We start from the raw sequence: 25,079 nt of genomic DNA, 5'->3' as shown, positions 1-25,079 counted from the left end.
CGCCCTGTAGCCGTAGGGCAAGATGGGAAAGTGACCACAGGAACCGAAGACGCAGCCGATACCGCCGGAACCGTGGACCGGAACCCGCCGGGCGGCGAGCTCCGCGAGGAGTACGCCCAGCTCGCCGAGGAGATCCGCGCCCACCGCATCGCGTACTACCAGGACGCCGCCCCCACCATCTCCGACGCGGAGTTCGACACCCTCTTCCGGCGGCTCGAGGAGATCGAGGCGCTGCACCCGGAACTCATCGCCAACGACTCCCCGACACAGGAGGTGGGCGGCGAGGTCTCGTCCGCCTTCGCCCCCGTGGAGCACCTCGCCCGCATGTACAGCCTCGAGGACGTCTTCTCCCTCGACGAGCTGAAGGCCTGGCTGGACCGGGCGTCCGCCGGCGTGGAGCAGCGCAACCCGGGAGCCACCATCGCGTGGCTGACGGAGCTCAAGATCGACGGCCTCGCGGTGAACCTGCTGTACCGCAACGGCGAGCTGGTCCGCGCGGCCACGAGGGGTGACGGCGTCACCGGTGAGGACATCACGCACAATGTCCTGACGATCGCTTCGATACCCCAGCACCTGGCCGGGACGGACCATCCGGAGGAGGTGGAGATCCGCGGCGAGGTGTTCTTCCCCACGAAGGAGTTCGCCCAGCTCAACGAGCGCATGGTCGCCGCGGGCAAGGCGCCGTTCGCCAACCCGCGGAACGCGGCCGCGGGGTCGCTGCGGCAGAAGGACCCGGCCATGACGGCCGAGCGCCCGCTCGACATGTACGTCCACGGCATCGGCGCCCGCACCGGGCTGACGGCCGGGACGCAGTCGGAGACCTACGACCTGCTCAAGGCCTGGGGACTCCCGACATCCCCCTACTACAAGGTGCTCGCGACGCAGGACGAGGTCATCGCCTTCATCGAGCACTTCGGGGAGCACCGCCACGACCTCCTGCACGAGATCGACGGCATCGTGGTGAAGGTGGACAGCTTCGCCCTGCAGCGCGCGCTCGGGCACACCTCCCGCGTGCCGCGCTGGTCGGTGGCCTACAAGTACCCGCCCGAGGAAGTGAACACCAAGCTGCTGGACATCCTCGTCAACGTGGGGCGGACGGGACGCGTCACCCCGTTCGGACTGATGGAGCCCGTCAAGGTCGCCGGGTCCACCGTGGGCATGGCGACGCTGCACAACCAGGAGGTCGTGAAGGCGAAGGGCGTGATGATCGGCGACATCGTGGTGCTGCGGAAGGCCGGTGACGTCATCCCCGAGATCGTGGGGCCGGTCATCGCCCTGCGGGACAAGCAGGACCCGCCGGTCCGCGAGTTCGTGATGCCCACCGAGTGCCCCTCCTGCGGGACGACGCTCCAGCCCGCTAAGGAGGGCGACGTCGACATCCGCTGCCCCAACGCGCGGTCCTGCCCTTCCCAGTTGCGGGAGCGCGTGTTCCACCTCGCGGGGCGCGGCGCCTTCGACATCGAGGCCCTTGGCTGGGAAGCGGCGATCGCGCTCACCCAGCCCGCCGAACCCGAGGACCCGCCCATCACCACCGAGGCCGAGATCTTCGACCTCACGCCGGAGAAGCTCGCGGACGTCCGCATCGAGCGGGACAAGAAGGTCAAGGGCGTGGTGACGGGTCGCGAGCTCGTCCCCTACTTCTATTCGAAGGGCACCGCCAAGAAGCCCTCGGAGCCGAGCGCCACGACCCGCAAGCTCTTCACCGAACTGGAGAAGGCGAAGAAGCAGCCGCTGTGGCGCGTGCTGGTGGCGCTGTCCATCCGCCACGTGGGGCCGACGGCGTCGCGCGCCCTCGCCACCGCGTTCGGATCGATGGACCGGATCCGCACTGCGAGCGAGGAGGAGCTCGCGAACGTCGACGGCGTGGGACCCACCATCGCCGCCGCCCTCACGGAGTGGTTCGCGGAGGACTGGCACCGCGAGATCGTGGACCGCTGGGCGGCAGCGGGTGTACGCATGGAGGACGAGGTCGACGAGAGCGCCCCGCGGACGCTCGAGGGCCTGACCATCGTGGTGACGGGTTCCCTGCAGCAGTACAACCGCGACGAGGCGAAGGAAGCGATCATCACGCGCGGCGGCAAGGCAGCCGGCTCGGTGTCGAAGAACACGAGCTACGTGGTGGCGGGGGAGAACGCCGGCACCAAGCTGGAGAAGGCCGAGACGCTGGGCATCCCGGTTCTCGACGAGGACGGCTTCATCGCCCTCCTTGCCAATGGTCCGGCGGCCGACCCGGACGCCAACGGCGCCGGTGACGCCGGGACGGACGGCGCCGCGGCTGTGCCGGACATCGACGAGGACACCGAGGTGGCCGAGGAGCTGCAGGCGGGAGCGGGCGCAGGTCCCGCTCCGGGCGGGGACACCGCGTGAGCGACGGGGCAGCGGACCGGGTCCCGGACCGGGTGCCGGACCGGGACAGGGAGGGCCGGACGGTCGCTCCTGCAGCCCTCCTGCACCTCGCGCGGCAGGCCGCCGCTGCCGGCGCCGAGGTCCTGGCGCGGCGGGACCCCGGGGCGCTCGGCGCCACCAGCAAGAGCTCGGACAGCGACTGGGTGACGGCGTTCGACGTCGCGGCGGAGCAGGCGGTGCGCGCCGTCATCGCCGACTCGCGGCCGCACGATGCCATCACCGGCGAGGAGTTCGGCACCACCGTCCCCTCGGGCGCCGATCCCCGCGGCGCCCGGATCCGCTGGTCCATCGACCCCCTGGACGGCACCACCAACTTCATCCGCAACATCGTCTACTACGGCACCTCCGTAGCCGCTGCGGACGAGGACGGCAGCTGGCTCGCCGGCGTCGTGCACGCCCCGGCACTGTCCCGGATCTACTGGGCCTCCCGCGGCGGAGGGGCGTGGGTCAGCGACCACGGTGCGGTGCGGCGCCTCGCCGGGCCCACGGCGGACAGCGGCCGCATCCTCGCCACGGGATTCGCCTATGACCGATCCATACGCTCGGCCCAGGTCGCGGAGCTCGGTCCGCTCCTCGAGGAATTCGGTGACCTGCGGCGCCTCGGGTCGGCAGCACTCGACCTCTGCCTGGTGGCCGACGGGACCCTCGACGCCTTTTTGGAACGGGGCCTGAACGAGCACGACTTCGCCGCGGGCGCCCTGATCGCCGAGGAAGCCGGCGTCCCGGTCCACCGGCCGGCGCTGCGGCCGATGCTCGACGGCGGTCCCTCGGAGGCCGAACGGCTCGCCGCGGTCACGGCGGCCGGCCCCGCCGACTTCCTGGCGGCGGCCCGTCGCGCGTCCCAACCCACCGAGAGGCAGCCATGACAATACCCGGACCAACACCCGGTCCAGCGCCCGAACCGACCCCCGAGCCGGCGCCCGCTGCACCGCCGTCCTGGCAGAAGGTCCTCTCCACACTCGCCGGTGAGCGGGCCCGCATCCTGTACGCCCGCGCCGTGCTCGGTCAGCCCCTCGACGCCGCCCCGAAGGAGGTGCAGCGCCTGGTCGACGCCGGGCTCCTCACGGACGACCTCTCCGTCAACGGGCAGCTCTTCAAGGCGGTTCTCGCGGCCGCCGCACCCGGCACGCCCAGGGGCGTCGACCGCTTCTTCCGCGAGGGACGCATCGACGGCCTGCCGCGCGCGGGCCAGGACCGCGAGGACCTCCTGTCCCACCTCGCCGAGCGGCTCATCCCGGCGGACGAGGAGATCAGCGAGCCCGAGGTCAACCGCCTGCTCGCCACCGTCACGCACGACATCCCCACCCTCCGGCGGGCCCTCGTCGACTACGGGTATCTGGAGCGGTACCCCGACGGCACCGGATACCGGCGGGTGACCGAGGCGTCCTGACCTGCCTCGGGGCACCCCCGCTGCGTGGCAAAATGGGCCGGTGACCCCAACACCCTCCGGGAGCGCCCTGCGCGGTTCCCTCATCAGCATCCGGCCCGTCCGCCCCGAGGACTACGACGACGTCCGGCGCATCACGCGCGGCGCCTACCTCGAGGCCGGCTACTTCGGCGACGAGTCGCATCCCTACATGGCGGTGCTGGCCGACATCGAGCACCGGGCCCAGCACGCGGAGGTCTGGGTCGCCGAGCGCGACGGCGTGGTGGTGGGCTCGGTGGCGCTGACCTTCGCCGGACAGCGGTACACCGACATCGCGATCGAGGGTGAGCTCGAGTTCCGGATGCTGGCCGTCGACCCTGCCGTCCAGCGCGCCGGGGTCGGCCGCGCCATGGTCGAGCGCATCATCGAGCACGCCCGCACCCTTCCCGGCATCGAGGCGGTGAGCCTGACGAGCGGCTCCGACATGGTGCGTGCCCACCGCCTCTACGAGTCGATGGGCTTCGTCCGCGTTCCCGAGCGTGACTGGGAGGTCCCCAACGAGGACATCCTGCTGTGGGTCTTCCGGCTGGCACTCTGACTCAGCGGCACCACCCGGACGCCGTCGTCGTCGCCCGTTCCTGATGCCGGCGGCCACCCGCGCCAGCACTAGACTGGAGGCAGATACCCACTTCCGACTTCCAGGGGAGATCCATGGCTGAGATCAACCGGGACGACGTCGCGCACCTTGCACGGCTCGCCCACATCGACATGAACGACGACGAGCTCGACCGCATGGCCGAAGAACTCGCCGTCATCGTCGATGCCATCAAGACCGTGAGCGAAGTGGCGGGCGACGACGTCCCCGCCACGAGCCACCCCATCCCGCTGAGCAACGTGTTCCGCGACGACGTCGTGGGGGAGACCCTCAGCAACGAGGAAGCGCTCCTCGGCGCACCCGACAACGCCGACGGCCGCTTCAAGGTCCCTGCAATTCTGGACGGGGAGTAACCCATGACAGACCTGATCCACCTCACCGCCGACGCCCTGGCCCAGAAGCTCGCGTCGAAGGAGGTCTCCGCCGTCGAGGCCACGCAGGCCTACCTCGACCGCATCGATGCCGTGGACGGCGCCATCAACGCCTTCCTGCACGTCAACACCGACGAGGCCCTGCTCGTCGCCGCCGAGGTCGACAAGGCCCGCGCGGACGGCGACACCCTGCACCCCCTGGCCGGCGTGCCGATCGCGGTGAAGGACCTCATCGTCACCAAGGGCCAGCCCACCACGGCCGGTTCCAAGATCCTCGAGGGCTGGCAGAGCCCCTATGACGCCACCGTGGTCCGCAAGCTCCGCGCGGCGAAGATGCCGATCCTCGGCAAGACCAACCTGGACGAGTTCGCCATGGGTTCCTCCACCGAGCACTCGGCGTACGGTCCCACCCGCAACCCCTGGGACCTCGACCGGATCCCCGGCGGTTCGGGCGGTGGATCTGCTGCGGCCGTCGCCGCCTTCGAGGCGCCGCTGGCCCTCGGCACCGACACCGGCGGCTCCATCCGCCAGCCCGGCGCCGTCACCGGAACCGTCGGCGTGAAGCCGACCTACGGCGGGGTGTCCCGCTACGGCGCCATCGCCATGGCGTCCTCGCTGGACCAGATCGGCCCGGTGTCCCGGACGGTCCTCGACAGCGCCCTGCTGCACGAGGTCATCGGCGGCCACGACCCCCACGACTCGACGTCGCTGACCGACCCCGTCGGCGCGCTCGTCGAGGCCGCCCGGCTCGGGCAGGTCGACGGCATGCGCATCGGCGTCATCAAGGAACTGCAGGGCGAGGGCTACCAGGCCGGCGTCCTCACCCGCTTCCACGAGTCGCTCGAGCTGCTGCGCTCGGCGGGCGCGGAGATCGTCGAGGTCTCCTGCCCCAACTTCCGGTACGCGCTCGGCGCCTACTACCTGATCATGCCGTCGGAGGCCTCCAGCAACCTCGCCAAGTACGACGGCGTGCGCTTCGGCCTGCGCGTGGTGCCCGACGGCGCCCCGACGATCGAACGCGTCATGGGCGCGACCCGCGCCGCCGGCTTCGGCCACGAGGTCAAGCGCCGCATCATCCTCGGCACCTACGCGCTGAGCGCCGGCTACTACGACGCCTACTACGGTTCGGCGCAGAAGGTCCGCACCCTCATCCAGCGCGACTTCGCCGCGGCGTTCGAGCAGGCCGACGTGCTGATCTCGCCGACCGCCCCGACCACGGCCTTCAAGCTGGGGGAGAAGCTCGACGATCCGCTGGCGATGTACCTGAACGACGTCGCCACCATCCCCGCGAACATGGCCGGCGTCCCCGGCCTGTCGCTGCCCGGCGGCCTCGCGGACGAGGACGGACTGCCCGTCGGCATCCAGCTCCTCGCCCCCGCCCGCCAGGACGCACGCCTGTACCGCGTGGGCGCCGTCCTCGAATCACTCCTCGAAGAGACGTGGGGCGGGCCCCTGCTGGCCCAGGCCCCCGAGATTGCAGGTGGGAAGTAATGACTGCTGTAACCGATGAGGTCCTGTCCTTCGACGAGGCCATGGAGAAGTACGACCCGGTGCTCGGGTTCGAGGTCCACGTGGAGCTCAACACCAAGACCAAGATGTTCTCCTCCGCGCCCAACGCGTTCGGTGACGTCCCCAACACGAACGTGACCCCCGTGGACCTCGGCCTGCCCGGCGTCCTGCCCGTGGTCAACGGCGTGGCCGTGGAATCCGCGATCAAGATCGGCCTCGCGCTGAACTGCAAGATCGCCGAGAAGTGCTACTTCGCGCGGAAGAACTACTTCTACCCGGACACCCCGAAGAACTTCCAGACCTCCCAGTTCGAGGACCCGATCGCGTACGACGGGCACATCGACATCGAGCTCGCCGACGGCACCGTGTTCCGCGTCGAGATCGAGCGCGCCCACATGGAGGAGGACGCCGGCAAGCTCACGCACATGGGCGGCTCCACGGGCCGCATCCAGGGCGCCGAGTTCTCCCTCGTGGACTACAACCGCGCCGGCGTCCCGCTGATCGAGATCGTGACCAAGCCCATCGAGGGCGCCGGCTCGCGGGCTCCCGAGCTGGCCAAGGCCTACGTCGCCGCGATCCGAGAGATCGTGAAGAACCTCGGTGTCTCCGATGCGCGCATGGAGCGCGGCAACGTGCGCTGCGACGCGAACGTGTCCCTGCGCCCGCACGGCCGCGAGAAGTTCGGTACCCGCACCGAGACCAAGAACGTGAACTCGCTGCGCTCCGTGGAACACGCGGTCCGCTACGAGATCCAGCGCCACGCGGCCGTCCTGGACTCCGGCACGCCGATCATCCAGGAGACGCGCCACTGGCACGAGGACACGCGCTCCACGACGTCGGGCCGCCCCAAGTCCGACGCCGACGACTACCGCTACTTCCCCGAGCCGGACCTCGTGCCGGTCGTGACGAACGATGCGTGGATCGAGAAGCTCCGCGCCGAACTGCCGGAGCCTCCCGCCGAGCGCCGCAAGCGCCTGCAGGCCGACTGGGGCTACTCCGACGCCGAGTTCCGCGACGTCGTCAACGCGGGCGTGATGTCCTCGATCGAGGACACGATCGCCGCCGGTGTGAGTGCCTCCGTCGCCCGCAAGTGGTGGATGGGTGAGATCTCCCGCCGCGCCAAGCTCGCCGACGTCGAGCCCGCCGAGCTGGGTGTGACGCCCGAACTGATCGTGGAGCTCAACGCGCTCATCGAGTCGGGCAAGATCAACGACAAGCTGTCCCGCGACGTGCTCGACGGCGTGCTCGCCGGCGAGGGCACGCCCGCGGAGGTCGTGGAGAAGCGCGGCCTCGCCGTCGTGTCCGACGACGGCCCGCTGCTCGAAGCGATCGACGGCGCCCTCGAGGCCCAGCCGGACGTCGCCGACAAGATCCGCGGCGGCAAGATCCAGGCCGTCGGGGCGATCGTCGGTGGCGTCATGAAGGCGACGCGCGGCCAGGCCGACGCAGGCCGCGTGCGCGAGCTCATCCTGCAGCGCCTCGGCGTCGAGGGATAGCACCAGCAGTACCGGGGAGGGCGCGATGGCGGTGCTGCCGAGGGCAGAGATCGACATCGGGCCCTCCCTTGTCATGTCCCTGCTGGCCGACCAGCATCCCGACCTCGCCGGCCTGCCCCTGGTGCGGGCCGGGAACGGCTGGGACAACGAGCTGTTCCGGCTGGGACCGGACCTCGTGGTGCGGTTGCCCCGGCGGCAGGTCGCGGAGCTCCTGATGGTCGCCGAACAGCGGTGGCTGCCGGGCCTGATCGACCACCTGGACGTGCCGACGTCGGCGCCGCTGCGCGCAGGAAGGCCCGGCCCGGGCTATCCGTGGCACTGGTCCGTCTGCCGGTGGATCGAGGGGGCTGCCGGAACCACCGTGTCGCGGGCCGACCGCGCTCCGGTGGCCCGTCCGCTCGCGCGGTTCCTCGTGCAGTTCCAGCAGGAGGCTCCGGCGGACGCCCCGGTGAGTCCGGTGGGACGGGGTGGGCGGTTGGCGGGGCGCGACGACGTCGTGCGGAGCCGACTGGTGTCCTTTCCGCCGTTGCCGGGCCTTCCGGCCGAGCGGTTGCTCGGCGTATGGGCCTCGGCCCTCGCCGCCCCGGAGTGGTCGCGCCCACCCCTGTGGCTGCACGGCGACCTGCATCCCGGGAACCTCGTGCTGGCGGCGGACGGCACGCTGGCCGGCGTCGTCGACTTCGGCGACCTGTGTTCCGGCGATCCCGCCACGGACCTCGCCGCCGCCTGGCTGGTGTTCGACGCCGCGGGCAGGGAGGCCTTCCGTTCGGAGCTCGACGCCCTGCGGCCCACCGACGCCGCGACCTGGGATCGGGCGCGGGGCTGGGCGCTGAGCATGGGCAGTGCCATGGTGGCCTCCTCCGACGACTCGCCGGACTTCCTCGCGCTGGGCCTCGAGATCCTGGCGGCGGTCCTCGAGGACTGAGCCGGCTGCTTCCGGTCGCTGCACCCGGCTCGGCCGCTGCACCCGGCTCGGCCGCTGCACCCGCGTTGGTCGCTGCACCCGGCTCGGGTGCCCAGACCCGGGGCGGCGTTCCCGCGGGTCCGGGCACCCGGCGCGGCGGCACACCCCGAAGGGCCGGCGGGGGAGCACCCCACAGCACCGGCGCCCCGCTGATAGTGTGACTGCGGGCACATCCCGCCCGGCACTCGTACCGCCCAGGCCCAGCCCATCCCGCTGGACGCCGGGAGCGGCATGGAAGGAACGAACAGTGAAGGCGCTGTACAAATCCGGGGCGCATCCCGGCCTCGAGCTCGTGGACCGGCCCGAACCCGACGCAGGGTTCGGCGAGGTCAAGATCCGGGTCATGACCACCGGCATCTGCGGCACGGACCTCCATATCGAGAGCTGGGACCCCTGGGCGCAGGGCATGATCCCGGCGCCCCTCATCCCCGGCCACGAGTTCTACGGCGAGGTCGTCGCCCTCGGCGGAGGCATCCGTGGCGTGAGCCTCGGGGACCGCGTCTCCGGTGAAGGGCACGTCGTCTGCGGGGTCTGCCGCAACTGCCGCGCCGGCCGCCGCCAGATGTGCATCCACACCTCGAGCGTGGGGGTGCAGCGCGACGGCGCCTTCGCGGAGTTCGTCGTCGTCCCCGAGACCAACGTATGGGTCCACGACGCGAGCATCACGCCCGAACTCGGCGCCGTCTTCGACCCCTTCGGCAACGCCGTCCACACCGCGCTGAGCTTCCCGCTCGTCGGCGAGGACGTCCTGATCACCGGCGCCGGGCCGATCGGGCTCATGGCGGTCGCCGTCGCCCGCCATGCCGGCGCCCGCAAGATCGCGATCACCGACGTCTCGGCTCCGCGGCTCGACCTGGCGCGCGGCGTCGGCGCGGACATCGCCATCGACGTCAGCCGCAGGCGCATCGCGGACGCCCAGCGGGAGCTCGGCATGAGGGAGGGCTTCGACATCGGGATGGAGATGTCGGGCCATGCGACCGCCCTGCCGGAGATGATCGACAACATGACCCACGGCGGGCGCATCGCGCTGCTGGGCCTGCCCTCCGCCCCCATCGCCATCGACTGGGGCAAGGTCGTCACGCACATGCTCACCCTCAAGGGCATCTACGGGCGCGAGATGTTCGAGACCTGGTACGCGATGAGCGCCATGCTGCAGTCCAACCGGACACTGCGTGACGCAGTCTCGTCCGTGGTCACCGACTGCCTGCCCGCTGAGGAGTGGCAGCAGGGATTCGCGACAGCGCGCAACGGCGCGAGCGGCAAAGTGGTCCTCGACTGGACCACCTTCTAGGAGGCAGGAACACCATGTATTCAGCAGTCCGCGACCAGTTCGCCGGTGAACTCGACGACATCCGCGCAGCGGGCCTCTTCAAGCGCGAGCGCCCTCTCTCCTCACCGCAGTCCAGCTCCATCACGGCCGGGGCGGACGGTGCGCGGGTGCTCAACTTCTGCGCCAACAACTACCTGGGCCTCGCCGACCACCCGGACATCATCGCGGCCGCCAAGGCAGCCCTCGACGAGCGCGGGTTCGGCATGGCGTCGGTCCGCTTCATCTGCGGCACCCAGGACCTGCACCTCGAGCTCGAACGCCGCGTGTCGGCGTTCCTCGGCACCGAGGACACCATCCTCTTCTCCTCGTGCTTCGACGCGAACGGGGGCGTCTTCGAATCGCTCCTCGGGGCGGAGGACGCCGTCATCTCCGACGCGCTGAACCACGCCTCGATCATCGACGGCATCCGCCTCTCCAAGGCGCAGCGCCTCCGCTACGCCAACCGCGACATGGCGGACCTCGAGGCGAAGCTGCAGGAGGCGTCCGGGGCACGTCGCCGCCTGGTCGTCACCGACGGCGTCTTCTCCATGGACGGCTACCTCGCCCCCCTCGAGGCCATCTGCGACCTCGCGGAGCGCTACGACGCGATGGTCATGGTGGACGATTCCCACGCTGTCGGCTTCATCGGCCCGACCGGTGCCGGGACACCGGAGCATGCCGGCGTCTCCGACCGCGTGGACATCTTCACGGGAACCTTCGGCAAGGCGCTTGGCGGCGCGTCCGGCGGGTACGTCGCCGCCCGGCGAGAGATCGTGGCACTGCTGCGGCAGCGAGCCCGCCCGTACCTGTTCTCGAACTCGCTCGCTCCGTCCATCGTCGCCGCAACCCTGACCGCGCTCGACCTGGTGCAGGACAGCGCCGACCTGCGCTCCACCCTGGCCGCCAATGCCGCGCTCTTCCGCCGCCGCATGACGGACGAGGGCTTCGAACTGCTCGAGGGCGAGCACGCCATCATCCCGGTCATGTTCGGCGACGCGGTGCTCGCCGCCCGCACCGCCGACGCGATGCTCGCGCACGGCGTCTTCGTCACGGCCTTCAGCTACCCCGTGGTCCCGAAGGGTGCCGCCCGCATCCGCGTCCAGCTCTCCGCCGCACACACCGGCGAGGACATCGAGGCCTGCGTCCGGGCCTTCGTCGCCGCGCGGAACGAGGTCGGCGGGGACCAGCCAGACTCCGCCGGCGGGGCCCCCGGCGCACATCCCGGGGACGAGAACGGGGACGAGGCTGGGCCCGGGCTCCGGGTGGCATCTGGAGGGGGACAGCCGTCCTAGGATGAGCGGATGAGTTCCCTCGAGTGCGATGTCCTGATCATCGGTGGCGGAATCGCCGGCCTGTCGCTGGCCTCCGTGCTGGCACCGTTCGCCGGCGTGGTCCTCGTCGAGTCCGAGCCCACGCTCGGCTACCACACGTCGTCGCGCTCGGCGCGGCAGCTCATCCCGAGCTACGGTCCGGAACCCGTGGTGGACCTGACCCACCGCACGCTGGACCTGCTGGCCGGCGTGCAGACCTCCACCGGACTTCCCCTGACGGTGCCCCGGTCCTTCCTGCTCATCGGTTCCGAGGCGGACGTCGCGGCGGAGGCCAACTCCTCGATGCGCAGGCTGTCGCATGCCGAAGCGCTCGAGCTGTGCCCGCAGCTGCGCCCGGAATCGTTCGAGGCCGCGGCCCTCGACGTCGACTGCGTCGGCACCGACACCGACCTCCTGCTGGAATACCACCGCAGGAGCGCGGGTGACGACGGCGTCATCATCCTTCCGAACTCTCCCGTCACGGCGGCCCGCTATGACGGCGCGGGCTGGAGCGTCCGCGCGGGCTACCGCACGATCGGCGCCGGCGTGGTCGTCAACGCCGCCGGGGCGTGGGCGGACGCCGTCGCCGAACTCTGCGGCGTCGGGCCCCAGGGCCTCGTCCCGCTCCGGCGCACCGCCGCGATCGTCACGGCGGAGAACGCCCCCCGGCTGGGGACGCCGATGGTCGCGGCTGCCGACGGCTCGTTCTACTACCGGCCCGACGCCGAGGGGGTGCTGATCTCCCCAAGCGAGGCGGAGCCCGCCGAGCCCGGGGACGCCCAGCCCCACCCGGGCGACGTGGAGGCGCTCATCGACCACCTCGGCACGGTCACCTCCCTCGGCATCACCTCGGTCCTGCGGTCCTGGACCGGGCTCCGGACGGAGCGGGCCGGCGGGCTCCCCGTGGTGGGCTTCGATGCCGGCCACCCCGGCTTCTTCTGGCTCGCCGGCCAGGGCGGCTACGGTTTCCAGACGTCCTCGGGCATCGCAGAACTCGCTGCCGTCCTGCTCACCGGCGCCGATCCGGTGGACCTCGGAGCCGACCCCGCCCGGATCGCAGCGGCAGCCACGGCCCTCCGGCCCGCCTGAGCCCGCCGACGTCGCCGCCCGCAACGGGCGTTCCGGCGGGCCGGACCATGTCCCGGCGGCGAGGAGTTTCCGTAGAGTAGGAACCCGAGGCCGTCCGGCACGCGCCGGCGGGCCGACACATCGAACGTAGGGAACGGATCATGTCAGCAAGTGGAGGCACCAAGGCGATCATCGCGGCCCTCGCCGCGAACCTCACCATCGCCGCGCTCAAGTTCGTGGCCTTCGCGCTCACGCGCTCTTCGTCCATGCTCGCCGAGGGCATCCACTCCGTGGCCGACTCCGGCAACCAGCTGCTCCTGCTCGTCGGCGGCAAGCGGTCCAAACGGCAGGCCAGCCCGGAGCACCCCTTCGGCTACGGCCGCGAGCGCTACATCTACGCCTTCATCGTGTCGATCGTCCTCTTCAGCGTCGGCGGGCTCTTCGCGCTCTACGAGGCCTACCACAAGTACCTCGACCCGCACCCCATCGAGGGATCGTTCTGGTGGGTGCCCCTCGCCGTGCTGATCGGCGCCATCATCGCCGAGGGGTTCTCGTTCCGCACTGCCATCAGGGAGTCCAACCACACGCGCGGCAGCATGAGCTGGGTGCGCTTCGTGCGGACGGCGAAGTCGCCCGAACTGCCGGTGATCCTGCTCGAGGACTTCGGCGCCCTCGTGGGCCTCGCCTTCGCCCTGTTCGGCGTCTCCATGACGCTGCTCACCGACAACGGCCTCTGGGACGCCGCCGGCACCGCGATGATCGGACTGCTCCTCGTGGCGATCGCCGCCGTCCTGGCCATCGAGACCAAGAGCCTGCTGCTCGGTGAATCGGCGGCCGCGCCGGCCGTCGCGAAGATCGAGGCAGCCATCAGTGACGGCGGGTCCACCCGGATCATTCACCTCAAGACCCTCCACCTCGGCCCGGACGAACTGCTCGTCGCCGCCAAGATCAGCGTGGAGAGCCAGGAGACCGGCGCGCAGATCGCCGCCGACATCAACCGGGCCGAGCAGCGGATCCGGGCCGCCGTCCCCATCGCCACGACCATCTACCTCGAGCCCGATCTGTACGACCCGAGGGCCGCCTCGACGCCCTCAGCGAACGGAAGCTCCACCCGGCCCCTGCCCGGCAGCGATTAGCCGGCGCAGGTCTAGGATGGGCGCATGAACGTCATCGAAACACCCCTCCCGGGTATCGGAGTGCGCCGCGAGATCCTCACGGGCTCCGGCCGGAGGGTGGGGATCGTCAGCCAGCGCGACGGCGACCTCGACCTGATCATCTCCAAGGCGGGGGACCCGGATGCCTGCGTGGCGTCCATCCCGCTCACCCCGGACGAGGCCGCCACCATCGGCAACCTCCTCGGCTCGCGGCAGCTCGTCGCGCAGCTGACGGAGGAGCACCGGGACCTGCCCGGCGTGACCACGCGCCAGTTCCTCATCGAGCGGGGCTCGCCCTTCGACGGCCGTCCGCTCGGGGACACGCGCATGCGCTCCCGGTCCGGGGCGTCGCTCGTCGCCGTCCTCCGCTCCGGCCAGGTGCAGGCATCGCCCACGCCCGACTTCACCCTCGCCGCCGGTGACCTGCTGGTGGTGGTGGGCACGTCCGAAGGCCTCGACGCCGCGGCGGACATCCTGCGAAACGGCTGAGCCGCCGGTGCACACGACCGCCCTGACCCTGATCGAACTCGGCGCCATCCTCCTGTTCCTCGGTATCCTCGGGCGGCTCGCCGGCCGGATCGGGCTCTCGCCGATCCCGCTCTACCTCATCGGGGGCCTGTTCTTCGGGCAGGGCGGCTTCATCGAGCTCCAGGGCGTCCTGGAGTTCAGCGCGGTCGCCAGCGAGATCGGCGTGGTCCTGCTGCTGCTGATGCTCGGCCTCGAGTACACGGCGAAGGAACTCGTGACCGGCCTGCGCCAGTCCTGGCTCGCCGGGATCGTGGACTTCGTCCTGAACTTCACCCCCGGAGCCCTCGTCGCCGTCATCCTCGGCTGGGGTCCCGTCGCAGGGCTCGTGATGGGCGGCGTCACGTACATCTCCTCCTCGGGCATCGCGGCGAAGGTCATCAGCGACCTCGGCAGGCTCGGCAACCGCGAGACGCCCACGGTCCTCGCGATCCTCGTGTTCGAGGACCTCGCCATGGCCATCTACCTGCCGGTGCTGACCGCGGTCCTCGCCGGGCTCAGCTTCGCCGGAGGGCTCGGGACGGTCGGGATCTCGCTGCTCGTCGTCACGCTCGTGCTGGTGGTCGCCCTGCGCTGGGGCAACGTCGTCTCGGCGGTCGTCGACAGTACCGACCGCGAGGTCTTCCTCCTGACCCTGATCGGTGCCGCGCTCCTCGTCGCGGGGCTCGCCTCGGCGCTGCAGGTCTCGGCAGCCGTCGGCGCGTTCCTCCTCGGTATCGCCATCTCGGGCGCGACGGCGGAGAACGCGGCGCGCATCCTCGAGCCGCTGCGCGACCTGTTCGCGGCGATCTTCTTCGTGGTGTTCGGGCTGAACACCGACCCGTCCTCGATCCCGCCGGTCCTCGGCGTCGCGCTGCTCCTGGCCGTCGCCACGTCGGCGACGAAGATCGCGACCGGCTGGTGGGCCGCCCGGCGGCAGGGCATCGGCCGGATGGGCCGGGCACGCGCGGGCACCGCGCTCGTGGCGCGCGGGGAGTTCTCGATCGTCATCGCCGGGCTCGCGGTGGCGTCGGGCGCCGTTCTTCCGGAGCTCGCCGCCCTGGCAACGACCTACGTCCTGCTCATGGCCGTCCTCGGACCGGTCCTGGCGCGCCTCGCCGAGCCGGCGATGCAGTTCGCCGAACGAATCCCGAAGCGGCGTCCGAGGGAGGCCACGGGCCTGGCCTCGTGACCAAACCGGTGACGGACGGTCCGACGGGGCAGGAAGAAACCCGTCCTACCCCGGCCCCTGCCGGAAGCAGTCGGCCAGCCAGGCCTGGGCAGGGCCGGCCGTGGTGAAGTGCCTGGTGGGGTAGGGCGGGTGGTGCTGCTGCTTGTAGTACGCGGTGATGATCGGATCCCCGGGTTCGGCCCCGACGATGGCCAGGGACGCGATGTCCAGTCCCGTCGCCAGGGAGTGCAGTGCGTCCTCGGTGAGTGAGACCAGATGGTTGAGGCGGATGAGCATCGGTGGGCAGACCGACGGGCTGAGCTCGTGGACCCGCGTGACCAGCGCTTCGGCGACGTCGTTCGTGACATCCGTGCTGGTCTCGCACTCGACCCACAACACGTCGCCCCGCATCTCCGCGCGGAACGCCTCCCCGGGAGCTATGGCGCCGTCCGGGCCCGGATCCTCCCGGAGCCAGGCGATCGCGTCGGCCTCCTCGGTGAAGTACCGGCTGGGGGTCGCGGACCTGTAGTTGAAGGCCGTGAGGACCCTGCTCACCTCGTCCACGCCGACGACGGCCGTCCGCGTGGAACACGTGTCCTCCACGAGCAGCTGCTTGGCTTCCGGCGTGATCCGCTCCACCCGGCCGATGTGCACCAGCAGTGGTCGCCTGCCCCGGGGGGACGCGGCGGTGACAGCCGCGATCGTCGACTCGATGTCCTCGGCCTGCAGGGTGACGCCGGACGCCCAGCGCAGGCACAGGAAGTCACCTGCGTCACTCAACGTGTAGCGCGGCAGCGCCTGCTGTTCTGCAGCGGTCATCGTCCCCCCGGTCCCCTTCCTGCCATGATGGCCCCGGGAGCCCCTACGTTCAACCACCGCCCCGTAGGATCGGCTCGCGACGCGCGCAGGGCCCGTCCTAGTCGTCGAGGATCTTGCCGATCGGCTCGCGCTTCTCCGCCTGGAAGGTGTCCTCCTCGCGGCCGTACGCCCAGTAGCCGGACAGGGAGACCTGCGAGCGCGCGAGGTTCTTCTCCTTGAACAGGACGTCCCGCAGCGCCTTCATCGCCCCGCGCTCACCGTGCACGAAGGCGTCGACGTGGCCCTCGGGCCACGGTCCGGCGGCGACGGCGTCCGCGAGCAGCGTCGTCGTTCCTGCCGCCTGCCCGTCCCGGTACAGCCAGTGCAGGTCGAGGCCCGCGGGAGCGGCCAGGGGGAGCACGTCGGCGGCGCTGTCCACCTCGAGGTACGCGTGCCCGACGGCGTCCGCGTGCAGGGCCTCGATGCCGGCGGCGATCGCAGGGAGGGCGGAGTCGTCGCCCACGAACAGGTGCCAGTCGGCGTCCTGGTCCGGCGACCACTTGCCGGATGGTCCCATGAGCACCAGGGCGTCTCCCGGGGAGGCCTGCGCGGCCCAGGGGCCGGCGATGCCCTCGTCCCCGTGGACCACGAAATCGATGGCGAGGCGCTGCGCCTCGCGGTCGAGCCACCGGATGGTGTACGTCCGCTTCACGGGACGGTCGCCGGCCGGCAGCTCATCCTGCAGCGCTGCGAGATCGTAGGGCGGCACCAGCCCGAGCTCGGGCTTCGCGAACAGCAGCTTCGCGTACTTGTCCGTGGCGTCGCACTCCTGGAGGTCGGAGAAGCCGGGCCCGCCCGCGACGACCCGCACGAGGTGCGGGCTCAGCCACTGCGTCTCCTCCACGGTGAGGACGGCCTGGGGGCGCGGCGGCTTGCGGGTCGATGCGGACACGGGCGAGGACATGGAGCTGTGCTTCTTTCTCGGGGCAGTAGTTAGTCCACCCTAACAAGCTTCACTGGAGGGGTGCTGGGAGCGTCCCGAGCGCGGCCGCCAGCAGGGAACCGTCGTCGACCAGCAACCGCGCGGCCTCGATCTCCGGGGCGAGGTAGCGGTCCGTGCCCGGGCCCTCGACGTCCTCGCGCAGCCGCGCCCGGACGGCGGTGAGAGGGGCGGAGCTGCGCACACCGGCAGCGCCGGCAGTGCCGCCGTCGCGCATGTCCAGCGCCCGCGCCGCGGTCAGGATCTCGATGGCGAGCACCCGTGTGAGGCCGTCGATGGCCTTCCGCAGCTTGAGTCCGGCCGCCCAGCCCATCGAGACGTGGTCCTCTTGCATGGCGGAGGACGGGATGGAGTCCACGGATGCGGGGTTCGCGAGGCGCTTGAGCTCGGAGACTATGCCGGCCTGCGTGTACTGCGCGATCATGTGGCCGGAGTCGACGCCGGGGTCATGGGCCAGGAACGCGTTGAGCCCGTGGCTGCGCGACTTGTCGAGGAAGCGGTCCGTGCGGCGTTCGCTCATGGAGGCGACGTCGGCGACGGCGATCGCGAGGAAGTCGAGCACGTAGCCCACGGGGGCTCCGTGGAAGTTGCCGTTCGACTCGATCCTGCCGTCGGGGGTGATCACGGGGTTGTCGATGGCGGAGGCGAGTTCGATCGAGGCGACGGACTCGGCGTGCGCCAGGGTGGCACGCGCCGCGCCGTGGACCTGCGGTGCGCACCGGAGCGAATAGGCGTCCTGGACACGGGTGAAGCGGTGGCGGCCGGTCTCCGAGGTGAGTTGCTCCGCGATGAGGGGGGAGTCGTGGAGCAGCGACCGGATGTTCGCCGCCGACGCCACCTGGCCCGGATGCGGACGCAGGGCATGGAGATCCTCCGCGAAGACGGCATCGGTGCCGAGCAGTCCCTCGACGCTCATCGCCGCCGCGAGGTCCGCCGTCGTGAAGAGCCGGTGCAGGTCGTCCGCAGCGAGGACCAGCATCCCGAGCATCCCGTCCGTCCCGTTGATCAGCGCGAGGCCCTCCTTCTCGCGCAGCTCCACGGGGGCGATGCCCGCCGCCGCGAGGGCTTCGGCGGCGGGGACGAGGTCGCCGGAGGCGGTCCGGACACTGCCCTCGCCCATCAGGGCCAGGGCCACGTGGGACAGCGGCGCCAGGTCTCCCGAGCAGCCGAGGGACCCGTACTCGCCCACCACCGGGGTGATGCCCGCGGTGAGCATCGCCGCATAGGTCTCGGCGACGACGGGCCGGACGCCCGTGCGCCCCGTCGCGAGGGTGGAGAGGCGCCCGAGCATGAGGCCGCGCACCACCTCGCGGTCCACCTCGGCACCAGACGAGGCCGCGTGGCTGCGAATGAGGCTGCGCTGCAGCTGGCTCCGCTGGTCCAGCGGGATGTGCTTGGTGGCCAGGGCGCCGAAGCCGGTCGAGACACCGTAGTGGGGCGTGCCGTCGTCGACGAGGGAGTCGATGACCGCACGGGACGCGGCCATGGCCGCCAGCGCCTCGGGAGCCAGCTCGACGGGTGACCCGTGCCGCGCCACCGCGACGACATCGGCGGGGGACAGGGGGCCTGTGCCCACGATCACGGAGTGCTGGTTCACGGTGTTCCTCGGTTCCTGCGGCGATGCCACTATTGCCATAGAGTGAAAATGACGTTTCAATAAGTGAAATGCATGGCAAGGCCGAAAGCAAGGAGGGGACCGTGGCGGAATCATCGACACGCACCGTCGAGCGCGCCCTCGTGCTCCTCGGGGCGGTCTGCGACGCCGGGTCCCTGACCCTCGCGGACGCGGCACGGGAGACGGAGCTCTCGGCGTCGACCGCCCTCCGGCTCCTGCGCACGCTCGAGGGCACGGGATTCGTGCGGCGGGACGGGCTCGGGACGTACCGGCCGGGACTCCGGGTCATGCAGCTCGGGGCGCAGGCACTCGGCCACGAGTCGCTCGTCTCCCTCGCGGAACCCGCGCTGGAACGCCTCGTGGACGAGACCGGTGAATCGGCCTACCTCAGCGTCCCGTCCCACGACGGCGAGGGCGTATACCTGGCGATGCGCGAGGGGACGCACTCCGTCCGCCATGCCAGCTGGGTGGGACGCAGCATCCCGCTGGCGGGAACCGCCGTCGGCGCCGTCCTGACCGGGGACACGCCCGAAGGCTTCGTCGTCGTCCGCGACGGCGTCGAGGCGGACGTGACCGCCATCGCCGCGCCCGTCTCACCGGGCGGCAGGGCCGTCGCGGCGCTCAGCGTCGTCGTCCCCAGCTATCGCATCACCGAGGCGGAGGCCCGCCGCATCGGATCGCTCGTCGCGCGGGAGGCCTCCGCCCTGCTCACACCATCCGCCCGCGTCGCCGCGACCGGGGACCTGACAGGAGAACCAGCATGACCAGCAGCCCCACGACCCCCACGCACGACCCCTCCCGCTCCATCCGCGCGGCCCGCGGCACACAGCTGACCGCGAAGAGCTGGCAGACGGAAGCACCCCTGCGCATGCTGATGAACAACCTCGACCCCGAGGTGGCCGAACGCCCCGAGGACCTCGTGGTCTACGGCGGCACCGGCCGCGCCGCGCGGAGCTGGGCGGCCTACGACGCGATCGTCCGCACCCTCGAGACCCTCGACGACGACGAGACGCTGCTCGTGCAGTCGGGCAAGCCCGTCGGCGTCTTCCGCACCAACCCGTGGGCGCCCCGGGTGCTGCTGGCCAACTCCAACCTCGTGGGCGACTGGGCCACGTGGCCCGAGTTCCGGCGCCTCGAAGCCGAGGGCCTCATGATGTACGGGCAGATGACCGCGGGATCCTGGATCTACATCGGGACGCAGGGCATCCTGCAGGGGACCTTCGAGACGTTCGCGGCCATTGCGCACAAGCGGTTCGGCGGGAGCCTCGCCGGCACGCTGACCCTGACCGGCGGCTGCGGCGGCATGGGCGGCGCCCAGCCCCTCGCCGTGACCCTCAACGGCGGCGCGGTCCTGATCGTCGACGTGAGCGAGGCACGCCTCCGCCGCCGCGTGGCCAAGCGGTACCTGGACACCGTGGCCGACACGCTCGACGACGCCGTCGAGCAGGTCCTCGCCGCGAAGCGCGAGAAGCGCGCGCTGTCCGTCGGCGTCGTCGGCAACGCCGCCACCGTCTTCCCCGAACTGCTGCGGCGCGGGCTCGACGTCGACATCGTCACCGACCAGACGTCCGCCCACGACCCGCTGAGCTACCTGCCGGAAGGGATCGCGCCCGACGAATGGGAGCGCGAGGCCTCCGCCGACCCGGAGGGTTTCACCAAGAAGGCGCAGGCCTCCATGGCCCTGCACGTCGAGGCGATGGTTGGCTTTCTGGATGCCGGTGCGGAGGTGTTCGACTACGGCAACTCCATCCGCGACGAGGCGCGGAAGGGCGGATACGGCCGCGCGTTCGACTTCCCCGGCTTCGTCCCCGCCTACATCCGCCCCCTGTTCTGCGAGGGACTCGGTCCGTTCCGCTGGGTGGCGCTCTCGGGCGATCCCGCGGACATCGCCGTCACCGATGCCGCCCTCAAGGACCTGTTCCCCGACAACGGCCACCTGCACCGCTGGCTCGACGCCGCCGCGGAGCACGTCGAATTCGAGGGACTGCCGGCGCGTATCTGCTGGCTCGGCTACGGCGACCGCGCGAAGGCCGGTCTGCTGTTCAACCGGCTGGTCGCCGAGGGCAAGGTCTCGGCCCCGATCGTCATCGGCCGCGACCACCTCGACTCCGGGTCCGTGGCCTCGCCCTACCGCGAGACCGAGGCCATGGCGGACGGCTCGGACGCCGTCGCCGACTGGCCCCTGCTGAATGCCCTGCTCACGACGTCGTCGGGGGCCACCTGGGTCTCCATCCACCACGGTGGCGGCGTGGGCATCGGACGCTCCATCCACGCCGGGCAGGTCTCGGTCGCGGACGGGACGGACCTCGCCGCCCAGAAACTCGAGCGCCTCCTGACCAACGACCCCGGCATGGGCGTCATCCGCCACGTGGATGCCGGCTACGAACGGGCCCGCGAGGTCGCCGCCGAGCGCGGCGTGCGCATCCCCATGGAATCCTGAAGTCCCTCGACTCCGATCGGAAGGTGTTTCCGTGCAGACCGTCTCCGCAGTCCTCGATTCCATCAGCGACATCGGCCGCGACCCGTCCCGCGGCGGGTACTCCCGCGGCGTCTACACGGGCGCCGAACTGTCCCTCCGGGAGTGGTTCGACGCCGAGGCGACGGCCCGCGGGCTGTCGGTGGAGACGGACCGCAACGGGATCCTCTGGGCCTGGTGGGACGCCACGGACAGCCGCGACGGCGCCCTCGTGACCGGCAGCCACCTCGACTCCGTCCCCGGCGGCGGAGCGTTCGACGGGCCGCTGGGCGTCGCGTCGGCGCTGGTCGCGGTGGACCTGCTCCGGGACCGGGGGGTCGCGCCGCGCCGCTCGCTCGCCGTCGCCGTGTTCCCCGAGGAGGAGGGCTCCCGGTTCGGGCTGTCCTGCCTCGGGTCGCGCCTGCTCACGGGGTCGGTGGACCCCGACACCGTCCGGTCCCTCACCGACACCGACGGCACCACGTTCGCCGAGGCCTCGCGGGCCGCCGGCATCGATCCGGCGCACCTGGGCCGGGACGAGGAAGCCATCCGGCACATCGGGGACTTCGTCGAACTTCACGTCGAACAGGGGCGGGGCCTGATCGACCTGGACTCCGCCGTCGCCATCGGTTCCACCATGCTGGGCCACGGCCGGTGGCGCCTGTCCATCACCGGCCAGGGCAACCACGCCGGGACCACCCTCATGGCGGACCGCGCCGACCCCATGATCGCGGCGGCGCAGGTGGTCCTCGCGGCGCGGAAGATCGCCGCGGAGCAGGACGGTGCGCGCGCGACCGTCGGCCGCCTCCAGCCGGTGCCGGGCGGGACGAACGTCATCGCCTCGCGCGTCGACCTGTGGCTCGACGTACGCCACGAGGAGGACGCGGTGACGGCGTCGCTCATCGAGAAGATCCACGGCCAGGCCCAGAAGATCTGCGCGTTCGAGGGCTGCCGCGCCACCCTGACGGAGGAATCGCGCAGCGGCACGGTCCACTTCGACGGTGCCCTCCGGCACACGCTGGCCTCGGCGCTCGGCCGGTCCTTCCCCGGCACGCCCACCCTTCCCACCGGGGCCGGGCACGACGCCGGCATCCTGGGAGCCATCGCCCCGACGGCCATGCTCTTCGTCCGCAACCCCACCGGTATCAGCCACTCGCCCGAGGAGTTCGTGGAGCGCGACGACGCCGATGCCGGGGCCGTTGCGCTCGCCGACGTCCTGGAGGACCTGCTGTGAGCGGACGGGGTGGGGTCGGCACGGGTCCCGCGCCGGGCGCGGACGGAACCCGGCGCGGCGCGGTCCGCGCCGTCTGGTGCGAGCACGCCTGGCTGGATGCGGACGGCGTGCGCGACGCCGTCCGCGTGGAGGTCGATCCCGAGGGGATGGTGGTCGGTGTCGCGCCGGGCGTCGCCGCGCAGGACGACGACGTCGTGCTCTCCGGCGTCGCCTTCCCCGCCGCCGCCAACGCGCACTCGCATGCGTTCCACCGTGCGCTGCGGGGCCGGACCCACGACCGCGGGGGGACGTTCTGGACGTGGCGGGAGACCATGTACCGCGCGGCCGGAGCCCTGACGCCCGCGCTCTACGAGGAGCTGGCCACCGCCGCGTACGCGGAGATGGTCGCAGCCGGCTGGACCAGCGTCGCCGAATTCCACTACGTCCACCACCAGCCCGACGGCACTCCCTACGGTGACGGCTACGGCCAGGGGCCGGGCGGCGACGGGCCCCACGCCATGGAGCTGGCCCTGGCGCGTGCCGCCGTCCGGGCGGGCATCCGCCTGACGCTGCTCGATACCTGCTACCTCGCCGGCGGCTTCGGCACGCCCCTCGAGGACGGGCAGCTCCGCTTCTCCGACGGCACGGCCGCCCGGTGGCTCGACCGGCTCGCGTCCCTCCGGACCGCGGTCTCCGCGCTGTACCCCGCGCACCAGGTGTCCGTCGGCGCAGCCATCCACTCGGTGCGGGCCGTGCCCGAGGACCAGCTGGCCGTGATCGCGCAGAACCTGCCGTCCGCGATGCCGCTGCACATCCACCTCTCCGAGCAGCCCGCGGAGAACGAGGACTGCCTCCGCGCCACCGGCACCACGCCCACCGGGCTGCTCGACCGGTACGGGCTTGTGAGCGAGCACCTGTCCGCCGTGCACGCGACGCACGTCAGCGACAGCGACGTGGCGGTCCTCGGGAACGCGGGGGCCGTCGTCGTGCTCTGTCCCACGACGGAGGCGGACCTCGCGGACGGCCTCGGACCGGCCGGCGGGTTCCGTGGGGCCGGGGCCACCCTGGCTCTCGGCACCGACCAGCATGCGGTCGTCGACCCGTGGCTCGAGATGCGCGCGCTCGAGCACGGCGAACGCCTGCGCACCGGACGCCGCGGGCACTTCGACCCGGCCGGGCTCCACGGCATCGCCGCGGTCGGCGGGGCCACCGCGCAGGGACGTCCCGGCGCCGGGTTCCGCCCGGGCTGCGCGGCGGACTTCATGGCCGTCGACCCGCACAGCGCGCGGACGGCAGGTTCCGCGGAGGAGCAGCTCGCCTACACGGCGACCGCGCAGGACGTCACCGCCGTCGTCGTCGGGGGAGAGCTGCTGGCCCGGAACGGCGTGCATACAGTTCTCGGCAGGCCGGCCGATCTCCTCGTGGCGGCCATCGCGCGCCTCGACGAGGCCGCGGACTCCCTCCAACCCAAGGAGCAGCACGCATGGCGCAGCTGATCACCAACATCGGTGAACTGATGACGCAGGACGGCGAGGCCGCGGTCCTGCGGAACGCCGCCGTGGTCCTCGAGGGCGAACGCATCAGCTGGATCGGTCCGGCCGCGCAGGCACCCGCCGCGGACGAGGCGTACGACGCCGGCGGGCGGGCCGGACTGCCGGGCTGGGTCGACAGCCACACCCACCTCGTGTTCGCCGGCGATCGTACGGCGGAGTTCGAGGCGCGGATGGCGGGGGAGTCGTACGCCGCGGGGGGCATCGCCGTCACGGTCGACGCGACCCGTGCGGCCGGCGACTACGACCTCACGCGCCTGCTCCTGGGCCGCGTCGCGGAGGCCGCCGCGGGGGGAACCACCTACCTGGAGACGAAGACGGGCTACGGGCTCGACGTCGGGCAGGAGGCGCGGAGTGCGCGCATCGCGGCCGGCACCGTCGACGAGGTGACCTTCCTCGGCGCGCACCTGGTCCCGGCCGGGTGGGATCCGGACGAGTACACGGACCTGGTGTGCGGCCCGATGCTCGACGCCGTCCGCCCCTACGTTCGCTGGGCCGACGTGTTCTGCGAGACCGGCGCCTTCACCGCCGAGCAGTCCCGCCGCGTCCTGTCGGCCTGCGCGGAGGCGGGGCTCGGCCTGCGCGTCCACGGCAACCAGCTCGGACCGGGCGGCGGCGTCGCCCTCGCCGTGGAGTTCGGCGCTGCCAGCGTGGACCATGCCAACTACCTGACCGACGACGACGTCGACGCCCTCGCCGGGACGTGGGCGGACTTCGGGGGAGGCTCCGGGGCGCAGGGCACGCCGGGCACCGTGGCGACCTGCCTGCCCGCCTGCGACCTCTCCACCCGCCAGCCGTTCCCGCCTGCGCGGAGGCTGCTCGACGCCGGAGTGCAGCTGGCGATCGCCAGCAACTGCAACCCCGGCACCTCCTACACGACCGCCATGGGGTTCTGCGTCGCGACCGCCGTCCTGCAGATGGGGCTCACCGTCGCCGAGGCGGTACGGGCTGCAACCGTCGGGGGAGCCCTCGCCCTGCGGCGGCACACGGGCGAGGACACCGACGGCCGACGGGCCGTCGGGTCGCTCGCCGTGGGGCACCGGGCGGACCTGCAGCTCCTCGACGCGCCGTCGGCCACCCACCTCGCGTACCGCCCCGGCATGCCCCTCGTGCACGCGGTCTGGCGCGCCGGCAAGCGCGTGCGGTAGGGCACTCGCCGGGCCGC

Annotated in this window: 22 protein-coding genes; 19 read left to right on the top strand and 3 right to left on the bottom strand. The window is 71.8% G+C overall.

Translation table 11 applies throughout. The annotated features are described in order from the left end of the window. Positions 1–30: 30 nt before the first annotated feature. The 14 genes from ligA to ACX80J_RS11020 all read left to right on the top strand — a co-directional run bounded on the left by ligA (position 31) and on the right by ACX80J_RS11020 (position 15,304). Positions 31–2,367, top strand: a complete 2,337-nt coding sequence (gene ligA / locus ACX80J_RS11085; protein WP_459347796.1) for an NAD-dependent DNA ligase LigA — start codon at positions 31–33, stop codon at positions 2,365–2,367. Positions 2,368–2,399: 32 nt separating this feature from the next. Further along, on the top strand, positions 2,400–3,272 hold the full coding sequence (locus tag ACX80J_RS11080) for an inositol monophosphatase family protein (RefSeq protein WP_459347915.1): 873 nt from the start codon (positions 2,400–2,402) through the stop codon (positions 3,270–3,272). Next, positions 3,269–3,796: a DUF2087 domain-containing protein gene (locus tag ACX80J_RS11075; protein WP_459347795.1), complete on the top strand. Its 528-nt coding sequence runs from the start codon at positions 3,269–3,271 to the stop codon at positions 3,794–3,796. The genes ACX80J_RS11080 and ACX80J_RS11075 overlap by 4 nt, the downstream gene beginning before the upstream one ends. Positions 3,797–3,836: 40 nt before the next feature. After that, positions 3,837–4,370, top strand: a complete 534-nt coding sequence (locus tag ACX80J_RS11070) for a GNAT family N-acetyltransferase (RefSeq protein ID WP_459347794.1) — start codon at positions 3,837–3,839, stop codon at positions 4,368–4,370. Positions 4,371–4,483: 113 nt separating this feature from the next. Further along, on the top strand, positions 4,484–4,780 hold the full coding sequence (gatC, locus tag ACX80J_RS11065) for an Asp-tRNA(Asn)/Glu-tRNA(Gln) amidotransferase subunit GatC (RefSeq protein ID WP_087072057.1): 297 nt from the start codon (positions 4,484–4,486) through the stop codon (positions 4,778–4,780). 3 nt (positions 4,781–4,783) lie between these two features. Next, positions 4,784–6,289, top strand: a complete 1,506-nt coding sequence (gene gatA / locus ACX80J_RS11060; protein WP_459345739.1) for an Asp-tRNA(Asn)/Glu-tRNA(Gln) amidotransferase subunit GatA — start codon at positions 4,784–4,786, stop codon at positions 6,287–6,289. Continuing rightward, entirely contained in the window at positions 6,289–7,803 is a 1,515-nt protein-coding gene (gatB, locus tag ACX80J_RS11055; protein WP_459345740.1) for an Asp-tRNA(Asn)/Glu-tRNA(Gln) amidotransferase subunit GatB, read from the top strand. Before gatA ends, gatB begins: the two co-directional genes overlap by 1 nt. Positions 7,804–7,828: 25 nt before the next feature. Beyond that, positions 7,829–8,728, top strand: a complete 900-nt coding sequence (locus ACX80J_RS11050) for an aminoglycoside phosphotransferase family protein (protein WP_459345741.1) — start codon at positions 7,829–7,831, stop codon at positions 8,726–8,728. 286 nt (positions 8,729–9,014) lie between these two features. Beyond that, positions 9,015–10,058: an L-threonine 3-dehydrogenase gene (tdh, locus tag ACX80J_RS11045; RefSeq protein WP_459345742.1), complete on the top strand. Its 1,044-nt coding sequence runs from the start codon at positions 9,015–9,017 to the stop codon at positions 10,056–10,058. Between the two features lie 14 nt (positions 10,059–10,072). Continuing rightward, entirely contained in the window at positions 10,073–11,368 is a 1,296-nt protein-coding gene (locus ACX80J_RS11040) for a glycine C-acetyltransferase (protein WP_459347793.1), read from the top strand. Between the two features lie 9 nt (positions 11,369–11,377). Then, positions 11,378–12,475: an NAD(P)/FAD-dependent oxidoreductase gene (locus tag ACX80J_RS11035; protein WP_459347792.1), complete on the top strand. Its 1,098-nt coding sequence runs from the start codon at positions 11,378–11,380 to the stop codon at positions 12,473–12,475. 140 nt (positions 12,476–12,615) lie between these two features. Continuing rightward, positions 12,616–13,590, top strand: a complete 975-nt coding sequence (locus tag ACX80J_RS11030; RefSeq protein ID WP_459345745.1) for a cation diffusion facilitator family transporter — start codon at positions 12,616–12,618, stop codon at positions 13,588–13,590. A 24-nt stretch (positions 13,591–13,614) separates the two neighbouring features. Then, complete coding sequence (locus tag ACX80J_RS11025) at positions 13,615–14,097, top strand: cation:proton antiporter regulatory subunit (RefSeq protein WP_087072065.1); 483 nt, start codon at positions 13,615–13,617, stop codon at positions 14,095–14,097. A gap of 7 nt (positions 14,098–14,104) precedes the next feature. Next, entirely contained in the window at positions 14,105–15,304 is a 1,200-nt protein-coding gene (locus tag ACX80J_RS11020) for a cation:proton antiporter (RefSeq protein ID WP_459345746.1), read from the top strand. Positions 15,305–15,349: 45 nt separating this feature from the next. Here ACX80J_RS11020 and ACX80J_RS11015 read toward each other — a convergent pair whose 3' ends face one another. From ACX80J_RS11015 to hutH, 3 genes are all read right to left on the bottom strand, one after another. After that, positions 15,350–16,102: a SpoIIAA family protein gene (locus ACX80J_RS11015; protein WP_459347791.1), complete on the bottom strand. Its 753-nt coding sequence runs from the start codon at positions 16,100–16,102 to the stop codon at positions 15,350–15,352. Between the two features lie 97 nt (positions 16,103–16,199). Next, positions 16,200–17,045 (bottom strand): siderophore-interacting protein, encoded by an 846-nt coding sequence (locus ACX80J_RS11010; protein ID WP_459347790.1) that lies wholly within the window; start codon positions 17,043–17,045, stop codon positions 16,200–16,202. Between the two features lie 49 nt (positions 17,046–17,094). Beyond that, on the bottom strand, positions 17,095–18,717 hold the full coding sequence (gene hutH / locus ACX80J_RS11005) for a histidine ammonia-lyase (protein ID WP_459347789.1): 1,623 nt from the start codon (positions 18,715–18,717) through the stop codon (positions 17,095–17,097). Positions 18,718–18,779: 62 nt separating this feature from the next. Between hutH and ACX80J_RS11000 the strand changes: the two genes are divergently transcribed. From ACX80J_RS11000 to hutI, 5 genes are read left to right on the top strand one after another with little or no spacing between them, the layout of a single operon-like run. Continuing rightward, complete coding sequence (locus ACX80J_RS11000; protein ID WP_459347788.1) at positions 18,780–19,460, top strand: IclR family transcriptional regulator; 681 nt, start codon at positions 18,780–18,782, stop codon at positions 19,458–19,460. After that, positions 19,457–21,136, top strand: coding sequence for a urocanate hydratase (gene hutU, locus ACX80J_RS10995; RefSeq protein ID WP_459345751.1), 1,680 nt, complete (start codon positions 19,457–19,459; stop codon positions 21,134–21,136). The genes ACX80J_RS11000 and hutU overlap by 4 nt, the downstream gene beginning before the upstream one ends. A 31-nt stretch (positions 21,137–21,167) precedes the next feature. Further along, a complete protein-coding gene (locus ACX80J_RS10990; RefSeq protein ID WP_459345752.1) occupies positions 21,168–22,385 on the top strand; it encodes an allantoate amidohydrolase in 1,218 nt (405 codons plus the stop codon). Continuing rightward, positions 22,382–23,860, top strand: coding sequence for a formimidoylglutamate deiminase (locus ACX80J_RS10985; RefSeq protein ID WP_459345753.1), 1,479 nt, complete (start codon positions 22,382–22,384; stop codon positions 23,858–23,860). Before ACX80J_RS10990 ends, ACX80J_RS10985 begins: the two co-directional genes overlap by 4 nt. Next, a complete protein-coding gene (gene hutI / locus ACX80J_RS10980; protein WP_459345754.1) occupies positions 23,848–25,062 on the top strand; it encodes an imidazolonepropionase in 1,215 nt (404 codons plus the stop codon). Before ACX80J_RS10985 ends, hutI begins: the two co-directional genes overlap by 13 nt. Positions 25,063–25,079 lie beyond the last annotated feature (17 nt).

The sequence above is a fragment of the Arthrobacter rhamnosi genome, from assembly GCF_054510975.1.
This window is presented reverse-complemented; position numbering and strand designations above follow the sequence as displayed.

What these genes read in the sequence shown, in the direction of transcription:
- ACX80J_RS11025 (WP_087072065.1), top strand. Translation starts at nt 13,615, where the DNA reads ATGAACGTCATCGAAACACCCCTCCCGGGTATCGGAGTGCGCCGCGAG.
- ACX80J_RS11040 (WP_459347793.1), top strand. Translation starts at nt 10,073, where the DNA reads ATGTATTCAGCAGTCCGCGACCAGTTCGCCGGTGAACTCGACGACATC.
- ACX80J_RS11035 (WP_459347792.1), top strand. Translation starts at nt 11,378, where the DNA reads ATGAGTTCCCTCGAGTGCGATGTCCTGATCATCGGTGGCGGAATCGCC.
- ACX80J_RS11015 (WP_459347791.1), bottom strand. Translation starts at nt 16,102, where the DNA reads ATGACCGCTGCAGAACAGCAGGCGCTGCCGCGCTACACGTTGAGTGAC.
- ACX80J_RS11075 (WP_459347795.1), top strand. Translation starts at nt 3,269, where the DNA reads ATGACAATACCCGGACCAACACCCGGTCCAGCGCCCGAACCGACCCCC.
- hutI (WP_459345754.1), top strand. Translation starts at nt 23,848, where the DNA reads ATGGCGCAGCTGATCACCAACATCGGTGAACTGATGACGCAGGACGGC.
- gatA (WP_459345739.1), top strand. Translation starts at nt 4,784, where the DNA reads ATGACAGACCTGATCCACCTCACCGCCGACGCCCTGGCCCAGAAGCTC.
- hutU (WP_459345751.1), top strand. Translation starts at nt 19,457, where the DNA reads ATGACCAGCAGCCCCACGACCCCCACGCACGACCCCTCCCGCTCCATC.
- ACX80J_RS11050 (WP_459345741.1), top strand. Translation starts at nt 7,829, where the DNA reads ATGGCGGTGCTGCCGAGGGCAGAGATCGACATCGGGCCCTCCCTTGTC.
- gatB (WP_459345740.1), top strand. Translation starts at nt 6,289, where the DNA reads ATGACTGCTGTAACCGATGAGGTCCTGTCCTTCGACGAGGCCATGGAG.
- gatC (WP_087072057.1), top strand. Translation starts at nt 4,484, where the DNA reads ATGGCTGAGATCAACCGGGACGACGTCGCGCACCTTGCACGGCTCGCC.
- ACX80J_RS11030 (WP_459345745.1), top strand. Translation starts at nt 12,616, where the DNA reads ATGTCAGCAAGTGGAGGCACCAAGGCGATCATCGCGGCCCTCGCCGCG.
- ACX80J_RS11010 (WP_459347790.1), bottom strand. Translation starts at nt 17,045, where the DNA reads ATGTCCTCGCCCGTGTCCGCATCGACCCGCAAGCCGCCGCGCCCCCAG.
- hutH (WP_459347789.1), bottom strand. Translation starts at nt 18,717, where the DNA reads ATGGCAATAGTGGCATCGCCGCAGGAACCGAGGAACACCGTGAACCAG.